The sequence below is a fragment of the Mycobacterium sp. ZZG genome, assembly GCF_054786995.1.
Genome location: NZ_JBTBFV010000008.1, coordinates 141,114 through 149,317, shown reverse-complemented (window position 1 = coordinate 149,317; position 8,204 = coordinate 141,114). Strand labels below are relative to the sequence as shown.

At 67.6% G+C, this 8,204-nt stretch carries 6 protein-coding genes; 4 read left to right on the top strand and 2 right to left on the bottom strand.

What is annotated here, in order from left to right:
• The first annotated feature begins 226 nt into the window (after positions 1–226).
• Positions 227–2,212: a hypothetical protein gene (locus ACXMYJ_RS07745; RefSeq protein WP_460355127.1), complete on the top strand. Its 1,986-nt coding sequence runs from the start codon at positions 227–229 to the stop codon at positions 2,210–2,212.
• Positions 2,213–2,217: 5 nt separating this feature from the next.
• Here the strand turns inward: ACXMYJ_RS07745 and ACXMYJ_RS07740 are convergent, their stop codons facing one another.
• On the bottom strand, positions 2,218–3,153 hold the full coding sequence (locus ACXMYJ_RS07740) for a DUF808 domain-containing protein (protein ID WP_460355125.1): 936 nt from the start codon (positions 3,151–3,153) through the stop codon (positions 2,218–2,220).
• 218 nt (positions 3,154–3,371) lie between these two features.
• Here ACXMYJ_RS07740 and ACXMYJ_RS07735 point away from each other — a divergent pair, with 218 nt between their 5' ends.
• From ACXMYJ_RS07735 to ACXMYJ_RS07725, 3 genes are all read left to right on the top strand, one after another.
• Positions 3,372–4,328 (top strand): hypothetical protein, encoded by a 957-nt coding sequence (locus ACXMYJ_RS07735; RefSeq protein WP_460355122.1) that lies wholly within the window; start codon positions 3,372–3,374, stop codon positions 4,326–4,328.
• On the top strand, positions 4,325–4,507 hold the full coding sequence (locus ACXMYJ_RS07730) for a hypothetical protein (RefSeq protein WP_460355120.1): 183 nt from the start codon (positions 4,325–4,327) through the stop codon (positions 4,505–4,507). The genes ACXMYJ_RS07735 and ACXMYJ_RS07730 overlap by 4 nt, the downstream gene beginning before the upstream one ends.
• Positions 4,508–4,641: 134 nt before the next feature.
• A complete protein-coding gene (locus ACXMYJ_RS07725) occupies positions 4,642–5,334 on the top strand; it encodes an HAD family hydrolase (RefSeq protein ID WP_443188607.1) in 693 nt (230 codons plus the stop codon).
• On the opposite strand, the gene ACXMYJ_RS07720 is transcribed toward ACXMYJ_RS07725, so the two are convergent.
• Complete coding sequence (locus ACXMYJ_RS07720; protein WP_460355117.1) at positions 5,324–8,149, bottom strand: MMPL/RND family transporter; 2,826 nt, start codon at positions 8,147–8,149, stop codon at positions 5,324–5,326. The genes ACXMYJ_RS07725 and ACXMYJ_RS07720 overlap by 11 nt on opposite strands.
• Positions 8,150–8,204 lie beyond the last annotated feature (55 nt).

The window sequence follows — 8,204 nt, the reverse complement described above, 5'->3', positions numbered from 1 at the left end:
TTCGACTTCGGTGGTGGTTGATCTTGGTGGATCTGACTGGTTAAACCCGCCGCCGCGGGTGTTCATTTCGCCTGGCAGAAATTGAACGACGGGTGGCCGGAATCGATCGCCGAGACCGCGCCCAGCGCGGGAAAACCCCCGGAAAAGCCGCGTGGAATGCGAGTTCGGCGCGATGCCAGGCCCCGCGGCGTTACCGTACGGGCAGGGTCTGCACGGAAGGACGCCGATGGTGGAAACGACGCCGCTCGCTCCCGTCACCCCGCTCGCTGCGCTCGCGCCCCTCGCGCGCCATGGCCGCTTCGTCGGCCGGGTCGGCGGGCTCGCCGTTGCCCTCGGCATCGGGATCGCGATCGCGAACGGTCCCGCCGTCGCGACGGCCGACGACACGACCGCTGGCGCGCAATCGTCGTCCAGTTCCACGTCGGAGAACGACACCGCACGGACCGACACGAGCCGCGACCGAGCCGCCGACCGCGACGTCGACGGTGAGGATGTCGACGACCACCCCACCGACCAACACGACGTCGACGATCACGCTGCCGACGCCAGCGAACAAGACGCAGAAGAAGACGACGCCAATCGTCAGAACGTCGAGCAAGACGTAGACGAAGACGACGAAGTAGCCGCGGCCGATGTTCCGGACGACACCGAGTCACCTCCCACCCGAACCACCGTCGCCGTCACGGCCGCCGAACCCGACGGCGGCGATGCCGCGGACGTGACCGGGGATCGCGACAACAGCCCCGAATCCGCGGCGGTGTGGACGTTGACCGGAGTCGCGCGGCGCGAGGCCGTCCCCGAGTCGACCGTGGCCCCGCTGCCGACCCCTGCCACCAGCCCGCTTGCCACCGAGCAACAACTGGCGGCCGAGCGCATCGCGTCCGAGACCGTCAAGACCTGGCCGGTTCGGCTGATGAAGTTCGTGCTGGGCGCCGGCTGGCTGGCGACCGCCACCCGCCAGTACGACCACATCGGCGGGCCGGACTGGGACAACATCGGCCAACTCGGCCGCTCCGTCGACGAGTACGCGATGGGCGCGGCGTTCCAGCAGCAACTGCTCAATCCGATGACGCCGACGGTCGTCACCCAGGTCGCGCCGCCGCACACCTGGTACGGCCGGGATGTGCCCGGTTCCCGCATCCTCTACGACAACCCCGACACGGTGTACCGCTTCATGGGGGTGAACATGACCTCCACGTACGTGATCAGGGGCCAGTTCGTCAGCGCGCAGCCGGCGGACACCAACTTCAGCGTGCTCACCGGACTGTCCGGCGTCACCGCGGACTACCTCAGCGGCCGCGACATCGACATCGCACCGGACGGCTCGTTCACCATCACCGTCAGCGGCGCCCCGGCCGCGGCGGGCCAGCGCAACCACCTCCAGCTGACCTCCGACACCACGCTGATCGCGGTCCGGAACACCTTGTCGGACTGGACCACTCAGTCGCCGATGACGCTGAGCATTGAACGGCTGTCCGGGCCGCGCAACAGCCTGTTCAGTCAACTCGGCGGCTTCGCGATCCCGGGGCTGGGGCCCCTGGTGACCAGGAGTCCCCTGCTGACCGCGCTGGTGTCCTTGATTCCACCGATGAAGGAGCCGCCGCGGATCCTGCGCGGCGCGTTCACCGCAGTGATCGTGGCGCTCGGCCTGGGCATGGAGTCGAAGTACATCAAGGTCGCCACCACCGACCCGCAGACCGGTGAACGGGTGGCGCCCAATGTGCTCAAAGACCCGTCCCGCAATGCGGAGTTCCTCGCCACGCAGCTGCAGAGCGCCGGGTACTTCCACTTGGCCGACGACCAGGCCCTGGTCGTCAGCGTCACCCCGGGCAACGCGCGCTACTTCACCGTCCCGGTCACCAATCTGTGGACGATCACCGGCGATTACTGGAACGAACAGACCAGCCTCAACAACGCGCAGGCGCTGCCGAATCCGGACGGCACCTACACCTTCGTGATCTCGCCCACCGATCCCGGCGTGCACAACTGGGTCTCGACCGGCGGCCTGAACAAGGGCACGCTGTCGCTGCGGTTCCAAGACCTCGACCTGAACGCGGCGCCGACTCCGACGGTCGACGCCCAGGTTGTTGCCCTGCCGGACCTGCCCGCGGTGCTACCGCCGACCACGATCTACCTCAGCGCGGCACAGCGTCAGGAGCAGCTCGACATCCGGCGCGCTGCGTTCGACCGCCGTTTCGCCGTCGCCGACTGAACCGCTCAGTGCTTGGCTTTGCGCCCGAACGGCAACACGTGCATGACCGCTACGACGAGCGCGCCGACCACGAGGCCGATCACCGCTGACGCGGCGGTGTTGACCAGCCAGGCCAGTGCCGCCCCGACCCCGCCGACGTGGTGGACGTACTCCTCGGCGTGATGCACCAGGCTGTAGGGCCCGTGCCAGCCCAGTTCGTCGGTGCCGATGAGCAGGATGTGCCCGCCGACCCAGAGCATCGCCACGGTGCCGATCACCGACAGCGCCGACAGCAGCTTCGGCATCCCGGCGACCAGACCGCGGCCGACTTTCTGGGCGAACGCCGACGAGCGTTCGGTCAGGCGCAGGCCGATGTCATCCATCTTCACGATGCCCGCGACGACCCCGTACACGACGGCGGTGATGGCCACGGCGACCACGAGCAGGATGACCAGGCGGGGCACGAACGGCTGGTCGGCGACCTCGTTCAGAGCGATCACCATGATCTCGGCCGACAGGATCAGGTCGGTGCGGATCGCGCCGGTCACCATGAACTTCTCGGCGTCCGCACCCAAGATGGCCGCGGGCGCTCCGTGCGTCTCGTGACCACGGATCATGCCCCAGACCTTCTCGGCGCCTTCGAAGCACAGGTAGGTGGCGCCCAGCATCAGGATCGGCGTCAGCAACCACGGCGCGAACTGACTCAACAGCAACGCCACCGGCAGGATGAAGAGGACCTTGTTGCGCAGCGATCCGATCGCGATGCGCTTGATGATCGGCAGCTCGCGCTCGGCGGCGATGCCGTGCACGTATTGCGGCGTGACCGCGGTGTCATCCACCACCACGCCGGCGGCCTTGGCCGTCGCCTTGCCCGCGGCGGCGCCGATGTCGTCGACGGAGGCCGCCGCCAGCCGGGCCAGCGCGGCGACGTCGTCGAGAAGCGCGAACAAGCCTCCGCTCACCGGGTCCTCCTGCTCGCTACGGCGGTCATGGGCGAAGGTTACCCAACGCAGGCCCACTCAGCCCTGCGCGGTGGAAACACCCGCGCCGCGCCAGTGCCGAACCGGCCGGGATGCTCCAAAGACTCATGCGGTGACCTGCGGTTGAGTTAGTTTTAGGGACTGGTCGCCAACCGCACGGGCGGGAGCCGTCGGCGGCGGTCGACAGCTGGGGGTGCGCGATGGCGTCTTCGATCCGCCCGTGGGTGACCGCCGGGGTCGCCGTGTCCAGCGTGGCTGTGCTTGCGGTGGCGCCCCTGGAACCGACATCGACGTTCACCGACGTCCGGATCACCAACTCGGCGGTCGACCTGACCGCGGCGCCGAATCCGCTCGAGTTCTACCCGCAGGTGCTGATGCGCTCGCTGGCCAACGCCGGCGACCGGCTCGATGAATTCTTGCATGCGCCGCTGCCGATCGTCAGAGCGGTCGCCGAGAACCAGTACAACTCGCTCGCCGAGGTCGTGAACGCGATCGGCACCGGCGATGTCGTCGCGGTGGTTCGGGCCGTCGTCCGCGCCATCGCCGACCCTGTGATCAACCTGGCCAGGGTGGCCGGTTCGGGTGAGCCGTTCCGCACCGCGGCCAGCGTGATCATCCGGCTGGCGCTGCCGATCGCCAGCGGCGTGATCGCCGCCGGGTCAGCGGCCGGCGACGTCGCCGAGGCGCTGCTGCACCTTGACGTCGTCGGCACATTGGGGGCCGTGACCAACATCCCGGGGCGCATCGCCGACGGGTTTCTCAACGGCCGGGTGGATGAAACCGAGGACTCGTCGTACGGCCTGCTGAGCCCGGTGGTGGAAGCTCCAGTCGTCGATCAGCTCACCGGACCGGTGGCGCACCTGGTCGATTCCCTGCAGGCGGTCGGCGAAACCCTGTCCGCATCCGCCGGCACGGGTAGCGGATCTGTCGGCATGGGTACCGGATCGGCCGGTACGGCTACCGGACCGGCCGAGCCCCCGGATCCCGGCGCCGTCACCGTGCCGCTGCCCAGGCCCGAGACCCCGGCCGCCACCACCCTGGCGCCGCAGCCCCCGCGCGCGTCCGCACCGAACGATCCAGCCCCCGCCGAAGACAACCCCCCACGGAGGAGAGCGAAAACCCGTCGGAGACCGTCGAGAACCCCGACGACGATGTGACCGAAGCGGACCCGTCGACGGCGGATCCCGGAACTGGGAACGCCGGCGGGCACGCGGGCCCGGCCGAACCGGGCACCACCGCGACTCCGCCCGAGGAACCGGCCGACGACGCACACGCGGGCGGTACCGGCGAATCGGCCGACGACTCAGGGCCGAGCGGGGCCGCCGACGCCGGGTAACGGGCACACCGGCACGTTTGGGCCCACCACGGCGGGGTAATGCCTCGCCCCATGAACGCTGAGTGGACACGGGTGCTCGCCGCGTCCGGCCGCGCGCCGGGTATCAGATATACCGACACCTCCAGAGCCGACCGGTGAGCAGCGAAACCCCCTCCCCCGCCGTCCTTTTCGACATAGACGGGACGCTGGTGGACTCGAACTATCTGCACGTGTACGCCTGGTTGCGCGCGTTCGACGCCGAGAATGTGCCCGCTGACGGTTGGCGCATCCACCGCTGCATCGGCATGGACGGCACCACACTGGTGCGCACCCTTGCCGGCGATGCGAGCCAGGACGTGGTCGACACCCTCAAGGACCGCCACAGCGAGTTCTACAAGGAGACAGCCGGGCTGCTGACTCCGCTTCCGGGTGCGCGTGATCTGCTCCGCCGGGTGGCACAGCTGGGCCTGCAGGTGGTGCTGGCCACCTCGGCTCCCGAAGACGAATTACGCATCTTGCGTGACGTTCTCGATTGTGACGACGTGGTGTCGGCGGTGACCTCGTCGCAGGACGTCGACACCGCCAAACCGAAACCCGACATCGTCCGGGTGGCGCTCGACCGTGCCGGGGTCACCGCCTCGGACGCGGTGTTCGTCGGCGACGCGGTGTGGGACTGCGAGGCCGCCAGACGTGCGTCGGTGCCCTCGATCGGGGTGCTCAGCGGCGGGGTGTCCCGTGGCGAACTGCTCGAGGCCGGGGCGAAGGACGTCTTCGAGGACGCCGGGGAGCTGCTCGCCCAACTCGACACCAGCATCATCGGCGAGCTGGCGCGCCGCGTCAGCCCGTGATCTCGGCCAACCGTCGCTGCGAGGCCTGACTGCGCACGCGTTGCGGCCACCAGAACCATCGCCCGAGCAGTGCGGCGACCGCCGGCGTCATGAACGAGCGCACGATGAGCGTGTCGAACAACAGCCCGAGCGCGATGGTGGTGCCCACCTGTGCCATCACCGTCAGGTCGCTGAACGCGAACGACGCCATCGTGAATGCGAAGACCAGACCAGCTGAGGTGACCACCGATCCGGTGCCGGCCATCGCGCGGATGATGCCGGTCTTCAGTCCTCCGGGAAGCTCCTCTTTGAACCGCGACACCAGCAGCAGGTTGTAGTCCGATCCGACGGCGAGCAGCAGGATCACCGCCATCGGCAATACCATCCAGTGCAACTCCAGCCCGATGATGTGCTGCCACAGAAGCACCGACAGGCCGAAAGACGCACCGAGGGAGACCAATACGGTGCCGACGATCACCGCCGCGGCCACCACACTGCGGGTGATGATCAGCATTATGGTGAAAATCAGTGTGACGGCGGCGATCCCGGCGATCAACAGGTCGTAGAATGCGCCATCGCCCATGTCCTTGTAGGTGGCCGCGGTGCCGGCGAGGTACACCGTGGACCCTTCCAGAGGCGTGCCCTTGATGGCCTCCTTGGCCGCGGTCTTGATGGGCTGCACCCGCGAGGTTCCCTCGATCGTCGCAGGGTCGCCCTCGTGGGCGATGATGAACCGCACCGACTTGCCGTCCGGGGAAATGAAATTCTCCATGCCGCGTGTGAAGTCGTCGTTGTCGAAGGCCTCGGGCGCTAGGTAGAACGAGTCGTCGTTCATCGAGTCGTCGAACGCCTCACCCATGGCATCGGCGTCCTCGGACTGCGACGCCATCTGGTCCTGCATGCCCTTCTGACTCTGATACATCGTCAGCATCATCGACTGCATGTTGCGCATCGACTCGATCTGACTGGGCAACAGTGCAATCAACTGCGGCATCAGCGCATCGAGGCGTTCCAGGTCGGGAACGAGTTCCTGGATGTCGTCGGTCAGCGGGTTGATGCCGTCGAGGGTGTCGAACACCGACCGCATCGCGTGGCAGACCGGGATGTTGTAGCAGTGCGGTTCCCAGTAGAAGTAATTACGGACCGGGCGGACGAAGTCGTCCAGATTGGCGAGGTAGTCCCGCACTTCGGCGATGTCGACAGCCGTCTTCTTGGTCTTAAGGACCATGTCGTGGGTGGTGACCGACATCTGCGTCATCAGGCTCTGCATCTTCGTCATCGTGTCGACGTTGGTCTGCATCGCATCGGCCTGCACCAGCATGTCGGCCATCCGGTCCTGCATGTACTTCTCGTTGAGACGCTGCGTGGTCCCCCGCATGCTCATCTGGAACGGAATCGTCGTGTGCTTGATCGGTTTGCCATCGGGGCGGGTGATCGTCTGCACCCGCGCCACCCCGGGCACGCGGAAGATCGACTTGGCGATCTTGTCGATGACGAGGAAGTCCGCGGGGTTACGCAGGTCGTGGTCGCTTTCGACCATCAGCAGCTCGGGGTTCATCCGGGCGCTGCCGAAATGCCGGTCGGCGACGGCATAACCGACGTTGGCGGGAACATCGGAGGGCAGGTAATCGCGGGCGTCGTAATTGGTCTTGTAGCCCGGCAGCGTGACGAGGCCGACCAGCGCCAGCGTCAGCGTCGCGGCCAGCACCGGACCCGGCCAGCGCACCACCGACACCCCAATGCGCCGCCAACCGCGGGAGCTGATCGCCCGCTTGGGGTCGAACAGCCCGAAGCGGCTGCCGATCGCGACGACGGCGGGTCCCAGCGTCAGCGCCGCGAGCACAGCGACGAACGTGCCCACCGCGCAGGGCACCCCCATGGTCTGGAAGTACGGCAACCGGGTGAAGCTCAGGCACAACATCGCCCCGGCGATGGTCAGACCGGAGCCGAGCACGACGTGTGCGGTGCCGCGAAACATGGTGTAGTACGCCGTTTCCCGGTCCTCCCCCGCGTCGCGGGCCTCCTGATACCGTCCGATCGCGAAGATGGCGTAATCGGTCCCGGCGGCGATCACCATCAAAGTCAGCAGGCTCGTCGCGAACGTCGACAGGCCGATGATCTCGGCATCGGCCAGGAAGGCGACGATGCCCCGCGCCGCACCCAGTTCCGCGAACACCATGAACAGGATCAGGACCATGGTGGCCACCGATCGGAAGACGAGCACCAGCATGACGGCGATGACGCCGATGGTGATCATCGTGACCCGGAAGACGCTCTTGTCGCCGGCGTTGTGCTGGTCGGCGACCAGCGGCGCGCCACCGGTCACGTAGGCCTTGATTCCCGGCGGCGCCGATGTCTGCTCGACGATCTCGCGGACCGCGGCCACCGCCTCGTTGGCCCGCGGCTCGCCTTGGTTGCCTTGCAGGTATACCTGCACATAGGCCGCTTTGCCGTCGGTGCTCTGCGCGCCCGACGCGGTCAGCCGATCGCCCCAGAAGTCGGCGACGTGCTGGACGTTGGCGGTGTCGGCTTCCAGTTTGTCGACGAGGTCGTCGTAGTAGCGATGCGCCGCGTCGCCGAGTGGCTGTTCGCCTTCGAGCACGATCATCGCGCTGCTGTCGGAGTTGAACTCGTCGAAGTTCGCGCCGACGCGCTTCATGGACACCAGCGACGGCGCGTCGTTGGCGCTCATCCCGACGGTGTGTTCTTCACCGACCTTTTCCAGCGACGGGACCGCGACGTTCGTCAGGACGGTCAGCAGAATCCAGCCCACGAGGATGGGCAGCGCCAGGACACGGATGAGCCTGCCGATCCCGGACCGCCCGGCACCTGCCACTTGCCCCGCCCCCGATCCGGCCCGCCGCACGCGTGACACTTCGTGTGTCGCGTGT

Excerpts from the sequence above, each read along its gene's own strand:
- ACXMYJ_RS07745 (WP_460355127.1), top strand. The coding sequence starts at position 227 with ATGGTGGAAACGACGCCGCTCGCTCCCGTCACCCCGCTCGCTGCGCTC.
- ACXMYJ_RS07735 (WP_460355122.1), top strand. The coding sequence starts at position 3,372 with ATGGCGTCTTCGATCCGCCCGTGGGTGACCGCCGGGGTCGCCGTGTCC.